Annotated in this window: 15 protein-coding genes; 6 read left to right on the top strand and 9 right to left on the bottom strand. The window is 44.1% G+C overall.

Annotated elements, in window-relative coordinates:
- On the top strand, window positions 1-232 hold a 232-nt coding region (locus PseudUWO310_RS23390), incomplete at its 5' end, for a hypothetical protein (RefSeq protein ID WP_223805728.1).
- A gap of 128 nt (window positions 233-360) precedes the next feature.
- Here PseudUWO310_RS23390 and PseudUWO310_RS17635 read toward each other — a convergent pair.
- Window positions 361-570 (bottom strand): hypothetical protein, encoded by a 210-nt coding sequence (locus PseudUWO310_RS17635; protein ID WP_142603567.1) that lies wholly within the window; start codon window positions 568-570, stop codon window positions 361-363.
- 571 nt (window positions 571-1,141) lie between these two features.
- On the opposite strand from PseudUWO310_RS17635, the gene PseudUWO310_RS17630 reads away from it, so the two are divergent.
- Window positions 1,142-2,482, top strand: coding sequence for an SWIM zinc finger domain-containing protein (locus PseudUWO310_RS17630; protein WP_142603565.1), 1,341 nt, complete (start codon window positions 1,142-1,144; stop codon window positions 2,480-2,482).
- A 76-nt stretch (window positions 2,483-2,558) separates the two neighbouring features.
- Here the strand turns inward: PseudUWO310_RS17630 and PseudUWO310_RS17625 are convergent, their stop codons facing one another.
- From PseudUWO310_RS17625 to PseudUWO310_RS17615, 3 genes are all read right to left on the bottom strand, one after another.
- Window positions 2,559-3,545, bottom strand: a complete 987-nt coding sequence (locus PseudUWO310_RS17625; protein WP_142603563.1) for a ParB/RepB/Spo0J family partition protein — start codon at window positions 3,543-3,545, stop codon at window positions 2,559-2,561.
- A 45-nt stretch (window positions 3,546-3,590) separates the two neighbouring features.
- Window positions 3,591-4,547, bottom strand: coding sequence for a ParA family protein (locus PseudUWO310_RS17620; protein ID WP_263363457.1), 957 nt, complete (start codon window positions 4,545-4,547; stop codon window positions 3,591-3,593).
- Between the two features lie 281 nt (window positions 4,548-4,828).
- On the bottom strand, window positions 4,829-8,098 hold the full coding sequence (locus tag PseudUWO310_RS17615; RefSeq protein WP_142603561.1) for a hypothetical protein: 3,270 nt from the start codon (window positions 8,096-8,098) through the stop codon (window positions 4,829-4,831).
- 607 nt (window positions 8,099-8,705) lie between these two features.
- Here PseudUWO310_RS17615 and PseudUWO310_RS17610 point away from each other — a divergent pair.
- On the top strand, window positions 8,706-9,905 hold the full coding sequence (locus tag PseudUWO310_RS17610) for a VWA domain-containing protein (protein WP_142603559.1): 1,200 nt from the start codon (window positions 8,706-8,708) through the stop codon (window positions 9,903-9,905).
- A 186-nt stretch (window positions 9,906-10,091) separates the two neighbouring features.
- On the opposite strand, the gene PseudUWO310_RS17605 is transcribed toward PseudUWO310_RS17610, so the two are convergent.
- Entirely contained in the window at window positions 10,092-10,502 is a 411-nt protein-coding gene (locus PseudUWO310_RS17605) for a hypothetical protein (RefSeq protein ID WP_142603557.1), read from the bottom strand.
- A 288-nt stretch (window positions 10,503-10,790) separates the two neighbouring features.
- Here PseudUWO310_RS17605 and PseudUWO310_RS17600 point away from each other — a divergent pair, with 288 nt between their 5' ends.
- A complete protein-coding gene (locus tag PseudUWO310_RS17600) occupies window positions 10,791-11,006 on the top strand; it encodes a ribbon-helix-helix domain-containing protein (RefSeq protein WP_223805727.1) in 216 nt (71 codons plus the stop codon).
- Window positions 10,999-11,625, top strand: coding sequence for a hypothetical protein (locus PseudUWO310_RS17595; protein WP_142603555.1), 627 nt, complete (start codon window positions 10,999-11,001; stop codon window positions 11,623-11,625). Before PseudUWO310_RS17600 ends, PseudUWO310_RS17595 begins: the two co-directional genes overlap by 8 nt.
- A gap of 177 nt (window positions 11,626-11,802) precedes the next feature.
- Here the strand turns inward: PseudUWO310_RS17595 and metX are convergent, their stop codons facing one another.
- From metX to PseudUWO310_RS17575, 4 genes are all read right to left on the bottom strand, one after another.
- Complete coding sequence (gene metX / locus PseudUWO310_RS17590) at window positions 11,803-12,894, bottom strand: homoserine O-acetyltransferase MetX (protein ID WP_142603553.1); 1,092 nt, start codon at window positions 12,892-12,894, stop codon at window positions 11,803-11,805.
- An 8-nt stretch (window positions 12,895-12,902) separates the two neighbouring features.
- Window positions 12,903-14,189: an O-acetylhomoserine aminocarboxypropyltransferase/cysteine synthase family protein gene (locus PseudUWO310_RS17585; protein ID WP_142603552.1), complete on the bottom strand. Its 1,287-nt coding sequence runs from the start codon at window positions 14,187-14,189 to the stop codon at window positions 12,903-12,905.
- A 491-nt stretch (window positions 14,190-14,680) separates the two neighbouring features.
- Window positions 14,681-16,861, bottom strand: coding sequence for a PhnD/SsuA/transferrin family substrate-binding protein (locus PseudUWO310_RS17580; protein ID WP_142603550.1), 2,181 nt, complete (start codon window positions 16,859-16,861; stop codon window positions 14,681-14,683).
- A gap of 52 nt (window positions 16,862-16,913) precedes the next feature.
- A complete protein-coding gene (locus PseudUWO310_RS17575; RefSeq protein ID WP_142603548.1) occupies window positions 16,914-17,993 on the bottom strand; it encodes an NADH:flavin oxidoreductase/NADH oxidase in 1,080 nt (359 codons plus the stop codon).
- 791 nt (window positions 17,994-18,784) lie between these two features.
- On the opposite strand from PseudUWO310_RS17575, the gene PseudUWO310_RS17570 reads away from it, so the two are divergent.
- A complete protein-coding gene (locus tag PseudUWO310_RS17570) occupies window positions 18,785-19,855 on the top strand; it encodes a glycosyltransferase family 4 protein (RefSeq protein WP_142603546.1) in 1,071 nt (356 codons plus the stop codon).
- Window position 19,856: the final 1 nt, after the last annotated feature.

The raw sequence follows: 19,856 nt of genomic DNA, 5'->3' as shown, positions 1-19,856 counted from the left end.
CCTGTCGGATAGCTGGTTATTTCTCAATAATCCAGTCTTTTATTTTCTTGACGAGGTTTATTGGTTTCTTAAAGCTTTCAAACTATTCTTTTGTCTAGGTTCCTTGCGCTTTTCCTTTCAGTTCGGGCTGCTTCGCTTTCGCTCCGCTTCCCTTCAGCGCTTTATTAAGTTAGCAACCTTATTTGCCTTTGTCAACACTTCAGTGTTGGGGGTTTATTGTATTGAAGCCTAATATCTTTTCAGGGATAGGCTTTGAGCCTTCAAAATATTTTTAGAATTTATTATATTCTGTCTTAATTGTCTTATTTTGAAGGATATTTCAGCTAATCATGCTGATCATGGAGTGAGAAATATCGGGGGTTACATACTTGAGTGATTTAGATTTAATTTCCAGTGCAAATACTCTTGGACTGTCGGGAAGTACTGCATCACCGCATCTAGTCCGCCCGGTCTATCGTTGAGATAGGCTTCCAAATAGTTTGGGTCACTTCTGCGTGGCAAGATACCCGCATCGCGATCGCGCAAACCTTCTTGATAACGAGCTTCTCTAATACGGGAACGACCAAACATAATGATAAATCTCTTTTGAGCTTGCAGATGCACACTTAAATCTTTTTTATTGTATAGAAATTTACAAAAAAGCATCAAATATTCTTGGGTTTAGAAACAATAATTAGAACTCATGTAAAAATAACGAAAAACAACTAAAGCATGAGAAAAGCATGGGATATGTTATTCATGGCAAATTATTCATGACCAATTGTTTGTTGCTCTGATTCATACTCCCTTCCCGCTATAAAATTAGACATTAAAAACCAAGAATTAGCGTTGCGGCGCGAAGCGCCGCAACGTCTAATTTTTCACTGGGAAGAGAGTAGGTCTGATACCTAGGGATACTTGCAGTTGCTTTTGGCACATATTCACCTTAGAGCAAATAATTGTCACTTATTTGTTCTATAGCTATAGTCATTTGACTTAGAAAAAACCAAAGCCCAAGTATATCGACATCTATAAAAGCATTGATGTCAAAGGAAATAGAGGTCAAAGCACATAGAGCCTCAGGAAATTAAGGGTAAAATAATTTGAACGGGATTGCCCCAAGAATCACTGAATTATTTTTAGAGCTCGAGATTCGCCAACAGTGGAAAGTATTACTTGGACAAGCGAGAAGGTATTAGCACTAGCTCCCGATGCCTCTTCGGCAAAGAATGGGAAGGGGCTAGCAACATTAAATAAGTGGCAAGGCTTAGGGCGATCGCAACAGGTAATTTGGGGAGAATGTCAAGGGAGTGGCAAAGACCCCTACCGTACCCAAATTGATTTGTCTGAGCCAGCATTTCGCTGTAGTTGCCCTAGTCGTAAATTTCCCTGTAAGCATGGATTGGGGCTATTTTTACTATTGGTGAGCCAACCTACGGCCATAACCGAGGAAAGCGCCCCTCAGTGGGTAGAAGATTGGATTGCCTCTCGGACGAAACGGGAAGAAAAGCAAAAGCGGAGTGAATCAGAAAAACCCGTTAACCCAGAAACGCAGGCAAAAAGAGCGGCGGCAAGATTAAACAAAGTAACGTCAGGGGTTCAGGATTTACAAGTTTGGCTAAATGATTTGATGCGTCAGGGGTTAAGCTCTGTCAGAACGGAATCGTATCAGTTTTGGGAGAAACCTGCGGCAAGAATGATTGATGCTCAAGCCCCAGGGTTAGCCAGACAGTTACGGGATATTCCTAGTATTATTTCTGGCTCGAATTGGGAGAATGGATTATTAGAGAGACTCGGAAAATTAAACTTGCTACTCAAGGGCTTCGAGCATTTAGAATTGCTTCCTATATCGACTCAGGCCGATATTCGTACTCAAATTGGCTGGACACAAAATCAGTCTGAGATACTAGCGGAAGAAGAAACTAGACTAACGGCAAATCAATTAGCGGATTTGTGGCTAGTGATGGGGCAACAGGTGGAGACGGAAGATCGGTTACGTATCAGTCGAACTTGGCTTTGGGGTAAGCAAAGTAATCGCTATGCTTTGTGTTTACAGTTTGCTCACGGAATGCAGCCTTTTGAACATAATTTCATGCTAGGAAGTTATTTAGAAGCCGCATTAGTTTTTTTTGAGAGTAACTATCCTTTACGGGCGGTAATTAAAACTAGAAAAAATTCAAACCTATCCTTGTCAATGGAGGAGGTTGTGGGACAAGAAACCATTGACATAGCGATCGCTAACTATAGTCATGCATTGGTCAAAAATCCTTGGCTAGAAAGATTTCCTTTATCGCTTCAGCAGGTTATTCCCATACATAACGAGGGTAAGTGGTTTATTCGCGATCGCCAAGCAAGGTTACTACCCATATCCTCTCGTTTTGAGAATGGCTGGATCTTATTAGCTTTGAGTGGCGGACATCCCACGACTATATTTGGCGAATGGAATGGCGAAGTTTTTTTACCTTTAAGTATTTGGGCAGAGGGCAAGTTTCACGTTATCTAATTAAAAGCCAGAATCATTGGGGCGGCTCCGCCGCCCCAATGATTCTGACAAATCCCCTAGATCGACATACAGAATTCTAGGAGTCAGCAATTAAAGCTTCAATTTGCTGGATCAGTTTTTCTAGACGCTTTTGTTTTTTAGGATCTTGCCAAATCTGCGATTTTTTTAACGAGCGAAAGGTGATATCAACTTGAGTTTTGAGATCTCGCTCGCCTTGCTTAGATGCGGTTAGCTGCGTCAAAGTAGCAAGACGAGCTGTAATGTGGGCTAGGGATAAATCGTACGCGATCGCATAGTCTAATAATTGCTGACGAGCGATCGGCTCCTTGACCTTAGCGATCGCCAGAGCTTTGGTATAGGCAATTCGTCCTTGGCGCAAAGCCTCTAAAATCTCTGGTGGCAACTTCAATAAAGGCAAACGAGAGGTAATAAAGGACTCTAGCTTAAAACCCAAAGAGTGAAATACAGAGCTAAATACAGAGCTAATTTCATCATTATTTTCCGAACTGGTCAAAACGTTTTGACCAGTTTCCCCAAGGTTTTCTGAATTGGTCAAAACGTTTTGACCAATTTCGCCACGGGCAATATGTCGTTGTCGATATAGCTTTGATATCACTTCGTCCAGCGGCAGTTTGAGCCGTAAAACGAGGAGCTGCAAAACAGCTTCCGTCTCCTCCAAGGGGTTAAGCTCCTCCCGTTGCAAATTCTCAATTAAGGCAATTTGCCAAGCCTCCTCTTGAGTCATTGCTCTCACAATGGCGGGAATCTCCTCCAAACCGACTTCTTTGGCAGCTTGATATCGCCGCTCTCCCGCTACGAGTTCGTAGGTATTTTGATCGATTGATCGCAAAAGAATCGGTTCTAGAATGCCATGCTGTCGTACTGACTCTACTAACGTCGCCATTTTATGAGGATCGAAATAGCGGCGTGGCTGCTGGGGTGGTAGAACAATTTTAGAAATAGCGATCGTCTTTTGGGAAGTCGCCTGTAAAGGCTCGTCACTAGCATCAAACAAGGCGACGTTTTTCAGCTTTAAGCGATCGGGATTGGGTTTAGGCTTCATGGGGGACTTTAGGATGGGAGGCTTTAGGCAAGTGAAGGCAAGTTGCTATTCAAGTTTTTCAATAGCCTTAGCAATTTCTTCAAAAATTGTGAGGATTGCCGAATTTTTCTTAGGAGATATGGCTAAGGGCTTGCCATATTCGGAAGCCTCAGCGATCGCCGTAGCGCGAGGAATGGGGGAAAAAACTTGAGCGATCGGCGATAGTTGCTCCACAATGGTTTCAAGCGTCCGTTGATCGAGGGCATTAGCCGCAGAAAACATCGTCGGAATAAAGCCTGCTATTTTTAAATCTTTATTGAGCCGACGTTGCACTTTTTTCACAGTGCTGAGCAAAAAATCCGTCCCCATCAACGCCTTAAATTGAGTTTGGATCGGCACAATGATTTCCGTAGCCGCAACTAAACTAATTTGACTCAAAATTCCAAGGCTAGGCGGACAATCAATCAACACGAAATCATAATTATCCAAGACCTGTGATAGCGGGAGTTTTAATCGTAATTCACGCTGATCGGCTAATACCAATTCTTGCTCAGCATTAGCCAAAACAATATTTGCTGGCGACAAGTCCATATCGTACAAATTATGGAGAATTGCCAAAGGCTCATCGGTTTCAGAAACAAGCGCATCATAAATAGTTTTATCTAGTTGCGCGACATCTACCCCCATAAAAGTCGTCAACGAAGCTTGAGGATCCATATCAAGGAGCAAAACTCGATGTCCTTTTGTAGAGAGCTGATACCCAATATTTTGGGTGACTGTTGTTTTGCCAACGCCACCTGATTGATTAAAAAATGCAATTACGTGACTCATGGCTAGAAGTTGATGTATTTCTATGACAAAGCATATAGCAATCTTCTCGATCTCCAACCGCCTAGACTTTGCAGCAAAGTCTAGGCGGTTGAGGATATATAGCAACGTAAGATTTACCAAACCCAAAGAAAAGTGGCGGCGCGAAGCGCCGCCACTTTTCTTTGGGTTTTTATGTCCTAACGCGATTGTCATTCTTGGGAAACTATAGCTACAGTTACTTGACTTAGGAAAAAAGCAAGAATTGAATGGAGGCGCGAAGCGTCGCCATTCAATATAAACTTGGCGACAGAAATCATCATTTAATTTGGTCAAAACGTTTTGACCAAATTAAATGATGCTCGCTATTTAGCTTGACATCAGGATTTTGACAATCCTATTGCCATTTTGAACAGCAAAAAATTGGGCTGAATGATCCGAATTAATGATCTTCTTCCCAGAATCCTTAAATTTTCTTTTTTGTTGCGATCTTGTTGCTATGCGATCGGTACAGCAAAGAGCGCGAGTAAATTAAACAAGCGATCGCGAGTTGAAGCTGGTAGCTGCATGATCACAAGTTGATGAAAATCTTGGGAGATGTGGCTATCAAAAAACTCGATGATTCTGTTTAATTTTAGATTTATAGGTGATTTATCAGCTAAAAATCGTTCTATTTCCCCAGACCAATATTCAATTCGCTCTCGATGCGATGATATTAATGAAAAATGGGGATTTTCGTTAAAATTTTGGATCGAGACATTATAAAGAGCAACTAATAATGAATCGATCCAACGTAAACTACGTCGAAACTGCCCCCAAGAGATATTAAGCCAATCAGCAAGATTCCTTTGGGACAAGGACAAGAGGTCAAGCCCCTGAGAGCCAGCAAGATTAAAAGCATCAAAGATCTGCTTTTTGACAATATCGAGCTTAGACATAGCGAGGGGAGAGATATCACCAGAAGAGACAAAAGAATGGGGGATATGAGCAAGATTAAAATTAGAGAGGAAATAGATTTTATCGCCCGCAGAAAAGCGATCGCCCGCCTTGCGACCAAAACACTGAAGAACAGTCGCAAAGATATGCCGATGGACAAAAGCCCTAAACGCAGGATCACCATCACGAGGATGAACACCCGTGAGGGAAACAAAGAGAGCACGGAGGGTCGCAATATTGGCACAAGGAGTACCAATAATCAAAAAAGTTTTAGCATCTTTAAAATCATTAGAACCACGGGAATCGCGGAACCAGACCCCCTGATTGTCAGAAGCAAAGCGTTTAAAATCAATAACCTTAGTCGAAGGATCAGCAAGGGAAAGATGCTCAACGATCGCCTCAACACGACGCTTCTGATCCTGACTGCGCTGCATCCCCAAGCGACCGAGATCCTTGACCTGAAAGATTTCAGGCATCGCCATAGAGCCTTCTAGAGACATAGAAAAAACAGAATCCTGCAACCGCAACTCCAGATCCTGTAAATCGATCGTGGCATCGAGGAACAGATTAGTGCGAGCGCGTCGGGCAATATCGCGCAAGCGAGAGTCAGCAAAAGAAACCGTTAACTTTTCATACTGAATATGCAGATCACCATGGATCAAAGCCCCAGAGAGAATATCGAGAAACTCAACCAACCACTGCTTTAAAACATCACGGACAATTTTTTGCTCAAGTTCGTGGGGTTGCATCGTCGTCGAACGTTTAAGCAAAGCATTAACGCGAGCAAGCTCACGCTTCTGCTGAGGCGAGCGCCCCACAAACTCAGAATCCGCCACCCCATCAACCGTATCCAGCCCTGAGAGATCGGGCTGAAAAAGAAGAGCAAGATCAGAAGTATCCACGATATCGGGAATCGCCAACTTAATCTGATGAAAATCGAGCCCATGAAAAGAGCGATCGCCCAGCAACCGATACAACTTATTAAGGACATCAATCACCTGATGCCGATGGATAAAATCAGAACGAGACAGCAAAGCGATCGCTCGATCAATATCATCACGAGAAACAGAAACCTGACGCATCGTCGTCAGACTTTCCGACACCTCCTCCCAGACCAACAAAGTTGTCGAATAATCAAACTCATCAGGGCTAGGCAAACTCAAAGGATGAGAGCGCAGAGTCTTCTGCGCAAAAGCCAGAGAACGCTCATACTTAAAACCAAACCCATTACCCTGAGAATTTTGGCAAGCATGAAGCAAAGGACAAGACTTACAAATAACCTGAGAATTGGCGATCGCCTTATCGCGCAAAGCCGTAAAAGCCGAAGTACGCGAACAATTAGATAGATTTGTCAAAGAAGCCACCGCATCACCCCGTTTAGCACGGCGCAACTTTCCAGCCCTATTGGTTAAACCATCATGTCGAGCAGGGAGAAGAGTCCAATCCTGCAAAGAAGGAGTAGACACATTGCGAGAATCCGTAGATATATAGATGATGCGCTCCACCCCATCCATCAAACTAGGACGTAAACGCCCCGCATCATAACTCTTGCCCGTGCCCGTCGGCGAAACATCAAGGACATAGCGATGGCTCGCCAAAGCCTCACCCCAAGCCTCCAACCGCATCCCATTCACATAGGTTAGAGCAGGAGCGATCGCCCCTTGAAATGATGATGCCTGCACCTCTAACGCATGAGGTTCCACACTTTCAGGCTTCAACCTATCCGCACCTAGGGAAAACCCCTGCCCCTTAGGCTTGGGAAACAGCTTTTCCTGCAACCAAGAAAAAGGCGCATAAGAAGGCTTCGGCACATAGTTAGCAACTTGAAAAAACTGCTCAACCGACAACAACTGAATTGGCGAACCATCAACCAATTCATCAATATCCTGATCGGTCTTAGCCACCTGCCCCCACCACAACACCGACAGCTCGTAGCCAAGAGCATCGAGAAAATCGAGATTTTTCTCATGGCGGCGCATCACCGACGGATTCGCCACATCCCCCGCATCCACCGCATATTCCAGCACCGTTAACCCAGTTTTTGCTCCGAGCCCAGCCAAATAATTCGCCAACGTTAGCTTGCTCGCCACAAACTGCCCACCCGAAGCACCAATTGCAGGACAGCCCCGCAACCTCGCCGCCAGAAAAGGCTTCACCCCAGTTCCCTCCACCAAAAGGATACGATGATGGGCAACCTGCCCATCCTCCGTCACAGAACCATAACAAGCCAGAGGCAACTCCCCATTCTGCTGCTGCGCCGCCATACCCAGAGGCTTATGCCAGCGATAGCGCCCCAACCTGCCATCCCGTAAACGGACTTGAAACCCAAGGATCTGCCGACTGGGATTGGTAATAGGCACAATATAGCCAGACTTCACCGACTTTGCCCCTAAACTCGTAATCTCCTGCACCGAGAGCCCACGCCGCCGCAGATCGTCGCGATCCACATCATCCAGCGTCAATCTTTGCAGATAGGAGCGATAGAGCTGATCTCGCTGGGAAGCATCGGGCAACATCGCCCATCCTTCCCGCATCGCCTTTTGTTTAGCGAGACGAGACTGGAGATTCAGCAACTGACGCTGAGAGCGCTCAGCCTCCGACTCCTGTCGTTTTCTAACATACTTACCTGCATAGTAGCCACCACTCGTTTCACCGAGATAATGCCAATCGGGTCGTCCCACATCCGTGGGATGGGTCATGCAGAGGATGAACTCCTGATCATCGGCAACTATGCGACATTTGCCCTTAGTGTCATCGCAGATAGGGCAGGGATTATGCTTTTTAGTAGGTGAAAACTTGCTGGAAGAATACTGATTATTGGGGAGGTTCATTATTTTTGACCTCCATATTGCTGGTTCAGGCTGGGCTGGGCTGGGGACTGTTCGGGCGGGGCTGAAAGTTGGAAAAACATCTAGATTGTCCTGATTGCAAGGGTTGTAGTGACTTCAATCAGGAAACGGGGAGACTTTTTGGGTCTAGTTCAACGCTTAGTTTTTGCTGCTTGCAAAAAAAATTTAAAAATTTGCAGCAAAAACTGTTGCTAATCTTATATCTTGCGTTAAGATATAGATGCATTGAACAAATCTGCCTGTCACAGCAAATTTCGTCCGTTTCCGTTTATTAAATACCTTCGGGTTATCAAAGGGCTAGTGTCTTCTTCACACTGGCTTTTTTGGTTTTTATGGTTAAAAACCTCGTCTTGCCATCTCCTATAGACAGATATTGACAGAAAACATCAGATCAAGCATACAGCGATCGCCCTAGATTCGATCGCAAAAATCTAGAAATTTTATCTAGTTTTTGTAGAACTTGGACTTAAAGGGGTATTAGCATATTTTTTTTGGTATTTTTTTAGAAATCAAGGGGAAATTCATTTTTCATTTAGATCGTTTTTTAGGTCGTTATTTAGGTCGTTTTTGTTAGAGCTATTTTAGAGAGATGCTAGAGTCGCAGGTATCGCCACAGCTTTCAACTACAGAACAACGTTTGCGCCGTTGGCGATTGATTCTGGGTGGTGGGGCAGCCGATGGCATTGGTGGTGCTTGTCTGAGCGATCGCGATCTGGCGATGGATGCAGCTTTGGGGGCTTTGTATAGTAATGATGAAAGTCCTGAAATGTCCCAAGAGCGTCGAGGTGGTTTAGGTAGTTCTTCGCCCAAGGTAGCGCGATGGTTGGGGGATATTCGTAAGTTTTTTCCTACTTCTGTAGTGCGGATCATGCAGCAGGATGCCCTAGAGCGTCTGAATTTACAGAGGATGTTGCTGGAGCCAGAGATGCTGGAAGCGATCGAGCCCGATGTGCATCTGGTTTCTAATCTTTTGTCGTTAAGTGGGGTGATGCCTAGCAAAACTAAGGAAACGGCAAGGCTCGTGGTGCGACGGGTGGTTGAAGATCTGCAACGCAAGTTGGAAAATCCTACCAGACAAGCGGTTTTAGGCAGTTTAAATCGGGCTACTAAGAATCGTCGTCCCCGTCATAACGAAATCGATTGGCATCGGACTATTCGCGCTAACCTCAAAAGCTATCAGCCTGAATATCGGACGATTATCCCCGAAACTCTGATTGGTTATGGTCGTAAGCGTTCTTCGCTGCGCGATATTATTCTTTGTGTTGATCAAAGTGGGTCGATGGCGACTTCGGTGGTCTATGCAGGTATTTTTAGCGCTGTATTAGCAACTTTGCCTGCAGTGAAAACTAGTATGGTTGTGTTTGATACGGCTGTTGTGGATTTAACGGAATTATTGCAGGATCCCGTAGAGGTTTTGTTTGGTACGCAATTGGGCGGTGGGACGGATATTAATCAAGCTCTAGCCTATTGTCAGGGTTTGATCCGTCAGCCTCAGGAGACGATTTTGATCTTGATTAGCGATCTGTATGAAGGCGGAAATAATCAAGAAATGCTGAAACGGGTAGCGGCTTTAGTGGCTTCAGGGGTACAAGTGATTGTGCTATTGGCTCTGAATGATGATGGCGCACCTTCCTACGATTGTAGAAATACGGCGGCGATCGCTAGTTTTGGAGTACCTTCTTTTGCCTGTACGCCCGATCTATTTCCCGATTTGATGGCGGCGGCGATTAATCGTCAAGATATTACTCAATGGGCGGCGACTCAAGATATTTCTACTGCTAGAGCTTGAAAGGAATTATCGAAAGGAATTATTGTGGTTGTCGCAAAATCAAAAAAACAAAAGAGAAGGTTGGCGTTTTACACCAACCTTCTCTTCTTGGGGGATAGTTATACCAATTCCCAAAATGGCATTGCCATTGTGGGAATCTCAAAACTTTACTGGGTTTTGGTTTTCCCACATTCCATCAAGCATTACTTACTTTGAACGCATCAGAATATCATTTTGAATAGCTTGTTCATCGTATATAGTTATTTTGTTATCAGGTCTTAATTTCCCATAGTGTAATCTTCCTATGGTGAGACATAAAGTTTTTATATGAATTTTATCTGGATTCTCAGATAGTACTTCTAATACAAGATTGTAGATAGTTCCGTAATTATATGAATAATATCTACTACCTTGATTTAGTAACGATGGAATACTATTTGCGTAGGAAATATCATCAGGATTCTCTTTGAGTGGTTTTACTATATTTTCAATAGAATATGGTGCCGCTTCCTTCTCTCTTTCCGCAGCATATGCTCGACCTTCTGGTGTTGTCTTCCAATATATTACATAGATAGCAATCAATATGGAGAGTATGAATAGTATGTGAAAAATATCCATGATGGGAAATTTGTTTATGGGCATAATCGATCCAGAAAATTTTAGCTTGATCTGAGCTAAAAATGATCTATGTAGTTTAGAAATTTTCTACAAAAACGATCTAGAAATGGGAGGAAGATTTTTAGCTTGATGACTACTTTTAGGGGCTACGCTAGCCAAAATTGTGCGATCGCAGAACTTTACGAGATTATGTGATCATTTTTACATTTTTCGTATATCATACGGTAACACTACTTAGAGATAATAAGAGGTACTATATTGATGCTCATTGTTAAAGGGTAAAATCTTGTGAATGAGTTGATTGTGAAGACCTTGCCATCAAAATTACCAAGAGTCGCTGTCTATCTTGATGCTGATATGAAAAAAGATTTGGAGACACTTGCTAAGTTAGACAAGCGAAGTGTCTCAAACCTAATTTATGCTTGGGTTGTAGATAATATCGAGTCTGCTAAGCGTGATGGTAAATTGAGCGATCGCGCACTACAGCCAAAAGGGCATGAGTGAGTCAATCAAAGCAACCCGCGCTACTGTGGCGATCGGGGCGTTAACTGTTGATGCTTTCATGTTGCCAGATGGTAGCTATCGGATGTCATTGAGTCAAGCTGCTGAATGTATCGGAAAACCTGCTAGAGGCACTTTCGATTTTTTGCAATCTAAGGCGCTCAAACGCTTATTGGGAGAAGTTCAAGGCACTTTCGATTTTTTACCTGATGAGTCTACTGATACCTATAACCCAGAAAATTTAACTGTTGATATAGGAGAAGGCGGATCTCAAGGTCAAACAAGAGTTAGAGGTTTACCACTAGAGCTAGTTGCTCTTTATTGGGCTTGGGAAAGTTTTCGCGGTAATCGTTCAGCATTACTTTTGACAGTTTCCCTAACCACTGAATCTCTAGAGCGAAGGTTTGATAATGCTTTTGGTGTAATTCGTACTGAGCAGGAGCGCAATGATCGGCTATCTCAACAAAATAAGCAGCTAGAAAGAGACTTAGCTGTTTTAGGTGAAGGTTTTGCACTAGATGACGATATTCGTAGAGAGCGTGATTATTATCTGTCTGTGCTTAGAGACAATGGTATTGAGCCTTATGGTTTACCAAGTAGCGATCGCGGCAATGTTCAATGAAGTAGATAAAAGCTCTATATGGGAGGTATATCTGCTAAAGACAACTCAGATTTGCTTTGGCTCTCGCTCAAGATACTATTCCTAATCAATTGGTTAAGCCTACTAACTTCCCCGATTTTGCGTTGAGTTTTTAATTCACTGAAGTGTTGTCACACTTCAGTGAATTGGTATTAGTCGTTATGGAAAGAGATTGGTTTTAATGATTTGATTGAGTTGTTCTAGGGCGATCAAAAAAGAATCATGACCATGAATAGAATCTAACCAAGCTAACTTTGCCTGAGGAATAAACTGGGCTAGTTCTTCTTGCTCCTGAGCAAAGTAGAGCAGATCGGAACCCGTGGCGACGACGATCGTGGGGTGTGGAATATTGGCTAATACTTGGTAGTAGTCACCGCGATCGCGTCCTAGATCGTGGGTATCCATCGCCTTAGTTAGTGACACATAGGCATTAGCATCAAAGCGAGCCACTAATTTTTGCCCTTCTTGCTGGAGATAATTGACGATCGCAAAATTGCCAGAGCTTTCCACTTGACGGCTAAATCTTTGTTCAAAATCGAGATGACCGTAATAGGAACAGGTCGCAATCATTCGAGCGATCGCTAGTCCTTGATCGGGCTTTACCTTTTCCTCTGGTTGATCATGAAACTGATCGGAAAACTGATCGGAAAACTGATCGTAGAAACCATGATGCCAATGGGGGTCGGCATAAATGGCTTGCCTTTGGGCTTCACCAAGGGCAATACTCCAAGCGGAATGTCTCCCTGAGGTGGCAATGGGGGCGATCGCGCGGATCAGATCGGGATACATGACCGCCCATTCTAGGGTTTGCATCCCGCCGAGAGAGCCTCCTGTAACTAGTTTCCATTGTTTAATTCCCAGCCCATCCATGAGAGCTGCTTGCGATCGCACCATGTCGCGGATGGTAATTGCAGGGAAATTTGCACCATAGGTTTTGCCCGTAGCAGGGTTGATCGAGGCGGCTCCAGTGGTTCCGTAACAGCTCCCCAAAATATTGCTGCAAACGATGAAGTCCACTGAAGGATCGAAAATTTTGCCCTCGCCAAATAGTTCATGCCACCACAGATCCGCATCGGCATTTGCCGTGAAGCCGTGACAAATGAGGATGGCATTATCCCCTTTCGCGTTCAGAGTTCCCCAAGTGCGGTAGGCAATTTGGACTTCAAACAGCGTATTGCCTAACTCTAAGGCGAGGGGATAGGGAATTTGATAAAACTCTGTGCGATCGGCGATAAATTGCCTGTATTTCATAGAGTTCCTTAAGCTGCAATTGTTTGAAATGCTTGCTCGAAGTCGGCTTTGATATCTTCAATATGTTCTAAACCAACGGAAACTCGAATGAGATCGGGGGTAACGCCCGCCGATAGCTGCTCGGCAGTCGATAGTTGTTGGTGGGTGGTGGAGGTGGGATGAATGACGAGGGTTTTGGCATCCCCAACATTAGCCAGATGGCTGGCAAGTTTGACGGCATTAATAAAGCTCCGTCCTGCCTCTAAACCACCTTTGATACCAAAGTTTAAGACCGTGCCAAAGCCATGCCGCAAATATTTTTTGGCGCGATCGTGATAGGGGTGATCGGGTAATCCCGCATAATTGACCCAAGCCACTTGAGGCTGTTGGATCAGCCATTCGGCGAGATGCTGGGCATTTTGTACATGGCGATCGACCCGTAGGGATAGGGTTTCTAATCCTTGCAATAATAGGAAAGAATTAAAGGGACTGATGGCCGCCCCTAGATCTCGCAATCCTTCGACACGAGCGCGAATGATGAAAGCGATATTGCCAAAGGTTTCATGGAAGTTTAAGCCGTGGTAGCCCTGTGATGGTTCGGTAAAGATCGGGAATTTGCCATTAGCCCAATTGAATTTGCCCGAATCCACAATTACTCCCCCAATTGAAGTGCCATGACCGCCGATCCATTTGGTGGCGGACTCCACGACAATATCGGCTCCATGCTCGATCGGACGCGCCAGATAACCGCCTGCTCCAAAGGTATTATCCACAATTAAAGGTATGCCATGTTCATGGGCGATCGCAGCTAAGGCTTCAAAATCGGGAATATTAAACTGAGGATTGCCGATCGTTTCGACATAGAGAGCCTTAGTATTTTCATCGATCTTTTGGCGAAAATCCTCAGGTTTATCGCCATCTACAAATTTGACATTGATACCCAAACGGGGCAAGGTGACCTTGAATTGATTATAAGTACCGCCATAGAGATAACTGGTGGCGACAATATTTTCGCCTGCTTGGGCAAGGGTGGCGATCGCTAAAAATTGGGCAGCTTGACCGCTGGCGGTTGCCAGTGCGGCGACTCCCCCCTCAAGGGCTGCGATGCGTTGCTCGAACACATCGGTGGTGGGATTCATAATCCTCGTATAGATATTGCCAAATTCTTTTAAGGCGAATAAATTTGCGCCGTGATCGGCACTATCAAATACATAGGAAGTAGTTTGGTAAATAGGAACGGCGCGAGAATTGGTGGTAGGGTCAGGCTTTTGCCCCGCATGGATTTGCAGCGTTTCAAAACGATAGTTGTCGGACATAGATTTTGGCTTTGGAATTAGGTTGAGGTTGATAGGGCGGTAAAGAAAGAGATTCCTTTCTCATACCAAAATTTTTAGTCTAAGCTAGCGGGACTGAGTAGATTTCCACCAGCATCCATAGGGAGTCTAGATGATTTGAGAAATGATTTGAGAAATGAGTTGAGAGAGGCTTCGACTTCTCTCAACCACAGGTTTTATAGCAAAACTAAAAATGGCGCAGCCATTTTTAGTTTTGCTATAAAACACCAAATAAAGCAATAATCTACGGTAATCTTGTGTTAATACCGTAAATTAATCAATAAACGCTAACATTTTGGGATCGTAAAAGCAAGTTTTTTCGGGGGCTGATTTGCGGATAGTGGTCTAAGAATGAGTAAGTAGTTCGGCATAATTAAAAACCAAAACCAGAGAGCATACCGCCCGCTGTGCGGGCGGTATGCTCTTCTCGGTTTTAGGTTTACTTATGCCTAGCTACTTAATGCGAAGAGCATTCACATAGTTGCATTTACGGGAATCTCGATCCGAAATTCCGTTCCTTTATCTAGTTCGGACTGGCATTGTAAAGTGCCCCCATGCTTCTCAACGACAATCTGATAGCTAATGGCTAAACCCAGTCCCGTGCCTTGCCCAACGGGTTTAGTTGTAAAGAAGGGATTGAATAAACTCTTTTGGACGTTAGAATTCATCCCCGTACCGTTATCGGAAATCGAAATGATGGCGCGATCGCCGTTTAATTCGGTCTTAATGCGAATGGTGGGATTCTCGGATTCTTTGGGGAAGGCATCGATCGCATTACTGAGGATATTCATAAATACTTGATTGAGCTGCCCTGCATAGCACTCTACTAAGGGTAAGTCCCCATAGTCCTTAATGACATTGACTTTGCTGGCATTGCCCTTGGCTTTTAAGTTGTATTGCAAAATTAAAAGGGTGTCATCAATGCCTGCATGGATATCGACGGCTTTGCGATCGGCTTCATCGAGTCGGGAGAAACTGCGAAGAGAAAGGACAATTTTGGCAATTCGCTCAGTCCCTACTTGCATGGATTTTAAGAGTTGGGGTAAATCGCTCAGTAGAAATTCGAGGTCAATCTCTTCGGATTTAGCGATAATTTCTGGCGCAGGTTGGGGATAGGTTTGGCGATATAAATTCAGTAAGCTGATCAGATTGTCGATGTAATCATGGGCACAATTGACATTGCCATGAATAAAATTGACAGGATTATTAATCTCATGGGCGATACCTGCCACCAGTTGCCCCAAGCTAGACATCTTTTCCGTTTGAATTAATTGGGTTTGGGTTTCCTGCAAATCTTGGAGAGCCTTTTCTAATTTGAGAGTTTGCTCTTTAAGTCGAGATTCGGAATCGCGTAGCGCATCTTCAGCCAGTCTTCTCTTGGTAATGTCAGCATGGGAACCTGCCATGCGATAGGGTTGACCATGGATATCGCGGAGAATCTTCCCCCGTGAGATAATCCACCGATAGGAGCCATCTTTATGTTGGAGTCGATGTTCTAGTTGATATTCAGGAATTTTGCCCTGCAAATAGTTCTGTAATGTTTCTAAGCAGAGATTCCGATCGTCGGGATGAATACGTTGTTCCCATTCGCTAATATTATTGGCGATTTCATCCTCGGCATAGCCCAGCATTTCCTTCCAGCGGGTAGAGTAAAAAGTTTGGTTGTTCTCAATATTCCAGTCCCACCAGCCATTGTTAGAGCCCTGTACGGCGAGGTCAAAATCAAGCTCGTTTTTGCCAGCATAGATGCCGAGGCGTAATTCCCTTAGACATTCATGGACTGACGCATAGCTCAGAGGAATCGTCCAACCTTGGGAATTTGCAGCTAGAGCCACTTCGGGGGCAAGTTTATTCATTTGAAAAAGGGCGATCGCTACTTGCTCGGAGATGTCATTATTAACTTGACGGCAAGCAGCAAAGGGGAGTTCGGGATAGAGTCTCGTACTAAGAGCAAAGGGAAATTCTTCGCCATACTGGGTTTGTTGGTTGATAATCTCGAAGTCTTCGAGGTGAATTTTTCCTTCCAAAGCCATTTGCTCTAAAGTATCCGTATGTACCGAGCCTGCATCTACTAATCTATCTCTGACCGCATAGACGACCGCATCATGTGTTCCCGTAAATTGGAGAGAGAGAAAGTCGCGACGTGGATCGATACCTAGGGCATGAAATTCGCGCCAAGCTGCCTGCCATGCACCGAGGGACTTTTCGTTAGCTCCTGCAAAATTTTTACCGATTAAGTCCTGCAAGGTTTGGATATCTTGGCGATCGCTTCTCCGAAATATGACTCCCCCAAATACAGTATAGTCTTTTCCCCTTCTGGCTCTTTTGAGAGTTGCTAAACGTTTGATGCCATATAGGGTTTCAAATTCTATATATAAACTAGAATTGGCGACGATAAAATCTACTTCACCATTCGCTACCGATGGATTAATCTGTTTGAAATCCAAGGGAGTGATGGTAAAGGTATGACCTAATTGGTTGCTTAAGTAGTCAGCCGTAGGTTGCCATAGTTGTAAGGTTCGACTGATTCCTCTCCTTGCTAGTACGCCAATCCGAAAAGCTTTGTTTGTGGGCTGAGGTGCGATCGCTTCAACAGCGTTGTTTGGATCGGGTTGCAGGAGAATTGAACTGGGGATATTGGGTTGTATGTTCATATTTTTGGTTGGCGAATGTGAAAGTTGGTACTTTGCACCAACTTTCTGAAATTTAGAACCAAGCGCGTTGATATTGATGGGGATAGTTAAATTCTTTGTAGCCCAATTTTTGGGCTGCTCTTGCTGCCCAGTAAGGATCTCGCAGCATTGCACGACCGATCAAGACCATATCTGCTTGCCCAGAGCGAATGATGTGATCAGCCTGTTCGGGACTAGTGATTAAACCAACGGCGGCAGTATTAATTCCCGTTTCACGACGAAGGCGATCGCTAAAGGCAGTTTGATATCCTGCTCCGACGGGAATCTGCGAGCCTAAACCGAGGATAATCCCACCCGAAGAAGCATCGATCGCATCGATCTCTAGTTCTTTGAGTTTATGGGCTAGGGCTACGCTCTGTTCGATATCCCAGCTATTTTCAATCCAGTCACTCGCGGAGATCCTGACCCAGATAGGATAGCGATCGGGAACGACAGCCCGAATGTCAGTCGCCACTTCTACTAATAGACGAATACGATTTTCAAAACTGCCACCATATTCATCCTCTCTCTGATTGCTTAAAGGCGAGAGAAATTCATGGAGAAGATAGCCGTGAGCTGCGTGAAGTTCGATGACCTGAAATCCTGCTTCTATGGCCCGTTTCGCCCCATTAATAAACGCCTGCTTAATCCTGTTAATTCCTGTTAAATCCAGTGCTTGAGGGAGGGGACTATCAGGATGATTAAAAGCGATCGCGCTAGGCGCAAATACGGGTCGCCAGCCCCCTTGCGTTTCATCAATTGGTTTACCACCCTCCCAAGGTACGGCGCAGCTTGCCTTACGTCCCGCATGGGCGAGTTGAATCCCTGCGATCGCGCCAGCCTGATGGATCTGTTGATTAATTTTTGCGAGATTTTCGACATGATCATCTGACCAGATTCCTAAGTCACTAGGAGAAATTCTTCCTTCAGGTTCTATAGCGGCCGCTTCGGTAAATACTAGCCCTGCGCCTCCGATCGCCCGACTGACCAAATGGGTGATATGCCAGTCGTTAGCCAAGCCATCGATACTAGAGTATTGACACATTGGAGAAACACCAATGCGATTGCGAAAGGTAATGCCGCGCTGTTGTAATGGTGTAAATAGGTGCGTCATGATTAGTCGAGCTTGTCTAGATTTAAGTTTGATGGAATGATACTTCGTTTAGCTTCTAGATATCCACCAACCCAATTACAGTTCTTAAAAAGTTGGAACTTTTCCCATTCCCCAATATCGCTGTAATACCAAGTTAAGCAATGGCGTAGCCATTGCTTAACTTGAAAATCCTTACTAGGTTTAGCTTTTAATTTACAAAAGTGTTGTCACACCTTCGTGAATTGGTATAACTTAACGGCATAAGCAGCAAAAAATAAACTAAAGACAAATAAGCTAAAAACCTTAAAGTCTGGGCTACCTTCACAACAAGAGTCATACGATTGGGGGTAGTCATTATTATTGTAGATATGGTTAAAAATAAAGTCCGATCCGCTTATGTCATGCCCTATACAAGTATCTCAGGCTATAGGGATTTTATGTTTATTTATGCTTAGCTACTTACAAATAGAACCGTTAAATAGAGTAGCGGCATGAAGTGCTGCCACCCATCTTTTGGCATCTTTGGTATTCCTATAGTTGAATTTTAGTTGAATTCTAAATAGCGATCGCCGAAATATATTTTTTGATAATATTTTTGGATATTTGAACCTTGAGCGGGTTTCAAAGTTGGGAGAAATTATGAACATTCCTGATATTTCTCCTGTCTTGGAACGCTTACATATACATTAATTCAAACATCGCTCTGTTATGTTCTAGTTATGTTCTAGTTATTAAGTGTTATTCCCACCCTCAAAATCAACGGTAGACCTTCTTAATCGACTGCACAAAAAGTTAGAAATAGGAGATTAATAATGAGAATTGCTCAAGTTGCTCCATTATGGGAACAGGTTCCCCCTCCCGCTTATGGAGGTATTGAGCTGGTAGTGAGTTTATTGACTGAAGAATTAGTTCGGCGCGGTCATGATATTACACTATTTGCGTCAGGAGATTCGATTACTCATTCCAAATTAGAATCTGTACATCCCAAGGCGCTGCGCCTAGATACAAGCGTTCATGAATATAGCATCTATGACATGTTGAATATGAATCGCGTTTATGAAAGAGCCGATGAATTTGACATTATTCATTCCCATGTGGGTTGCGTCTCAATGCCCTATTCAACCCTAGTCAAAACTCCGACAATTCATACCCTACATGGAGTTTTTACTGCCGATAATGAAAAGATGTTTTCCCATGTGCGCAATCAGCCTTTTATTAGCATTTCTAACTCCCAAAGAGAGACTCGCTTGGGATTAAATTATGTAGCTACGATCTATAACGGTATCGATCCTACTACGTATAAGTTCCATCTTCAGCCCGATCATCCGCCCTATCTTGCTTTTTTGGGAAGAATGTCTCCTGAGAAAGGAGCGCATTTAGCTGTAGAAATTGCTAAGCAGTCGGGTTGGCATCTAAAAATGGCTGGTAAGGTAGATGAGATTGATTTGGAATATTTTGAACGAGAAATTAAACCCCATATTGATGGATTTCAAATTGAATTTCTCGGCGAGGCAAATCATGAGCAGAAAAGTATCCTCATGGGTGGTGCGGTGGCAACGCTCTTTCCGATTACTTGGCAAGAACCCTTTGGTTTGGTAATGATTGAGTCGATGGTGACAGGAACCCCTGTAATTGCGATCGCTTTGGGTTCGGTTCCAGAAATCATTGCCGATGGGCTGACGGGCATTCTCTGCCAAAATGTCGCCGAATGTGTCGCCGCGATCGCTAAGGTAGCTCTTCTTGATCGTCGAGCCTGTCGTGAGCATATCTTGCTGAATTTTACAGCGAAGCATATGGCCGATGGCTATGAAGCGGTCTATCAAAAAATCTTGGCGGAAAAGTATTCGCGCAATGGTCATGTTAAGACTTTGGCAGTGAGATAGG

Origin of the sequence: Pseudanabaena sp. UWO310, from assembly GCF_006861605.1 — a bacterium.
Lineage (GTDB): Bacteria > Cyanobacteriota > Cyanobacteriia > Pseudanabaenales > Pseudanabaenaceae > Pseudanabaena.
This window is presented reverse-complemented; position numbering and strand designations above follow the sequence as displayed.